This is a genomic window from Rhizobium sp. PDO1-076 (assembly GCF_000247475.1).
Taxonomy (GTDB): Bacteria; Pseudomonadota; Alphaproteobacteria; order Rhizobiales; family Rhizobiaceae; genus Allorhizobium.
The window spans coordinates 1-958 of sequence record NZ_AHZC01000315.1 but is presented as its reverse complement, the minus strand read 5'-3'; the positions used below and the strand labels follow the sequence as shown (position 1 = coordinate 958).

Genomic DNA, 958 nt, shown 5'->3' with positions numbered 1-958 from the left:
CCCGATACTATCGATGAACCGATCATCGAAAGGATGGAGCAGGAATCGCAGGCGGTTGTGACCTACGCCGTTTCCGGAGAGGGAATGAGCAAGGCGGATATCTCCTGGTTTATCGACGACAAGCTTGTCCGGGAATTGCAAGGTGTGGCCGGCGTCGGCCGTATCGATCGTGTCGGTGGCGTCGATCGCGAAATCCATGTCGAACTCGACCCCAACCGGCTTCATGCCTATTCCCTGACGGCCAGCACGGTGAACGACAGCCTGATGCAGACCCAGCTGGACGTTTCTGGTGGGCGAAGCGAACTGAACGGTCGCGAGCAAGCGCTGACGACAGAGGCCGCTGTCGATGAGGTCGATGATCTCGCCGGTCTTCGGGTCGCGACACCGGGTACCCGCCACATTCTGCTTGGTGAGCTCGGCAAGATTTCCGACACTGTTGCTGAACCGCGCGATTTCGCGACGCTGGATGGTGCCGATGTCGTCGGCTTTTCCATATACAGGTCACTCGGTGCGAGCGACGTGGCCGTTGCGGCCGCCGTGGCCGAAGCGTTGCAGAAATTTGGAGTGCAGTATCCGCTGGTAAAGTTTCAGGTTGTAGACGATAGCGTCAGCTTCACTGCTGGAAACTACCAATCGGCAATCAACACTCTCCTGGAGGGTGCAGCCCTCGCCGTTGTCGTCGTTTTCCTGTTCCTGCGCGATTGGCGCGCTACCCTTGTGGCGGCAGTTGCGCTGCCGCTGTCGATCCTGCCGACATTCTTTGCCATCGACATGCTCGGATTTTCGCTAAATATCCTGAGCCTGCTCGCAATCACTCTGGTCACAGGCATCCTCGTCGATGACGCGATCGTCGAGATCGAGAATGTCGTGCGCCATCGCAATATGGGCAAGTCGGCCTATCGGGCAGCGCTCGATGCATCAGGTGAGATCGGTCTGGTCGTGATTGCGATCTCGGCAA

The 958-nt window shown here is 58.4% G+C and carries 1 protein-coding gene; it reads left to right on the top strand.

What is annotated here, in order from left to right:
* Positions 1-33: 33 nt before the first annotated feature.
* Positions 34-958, top strand: a 925-nt coding sequence (locus PDO_RS15835; RefSeq protein ID WP_244426466.1) for an efflux RND transporter permease subunit, incomplete at its 3' end; no start/stop codon positions are given.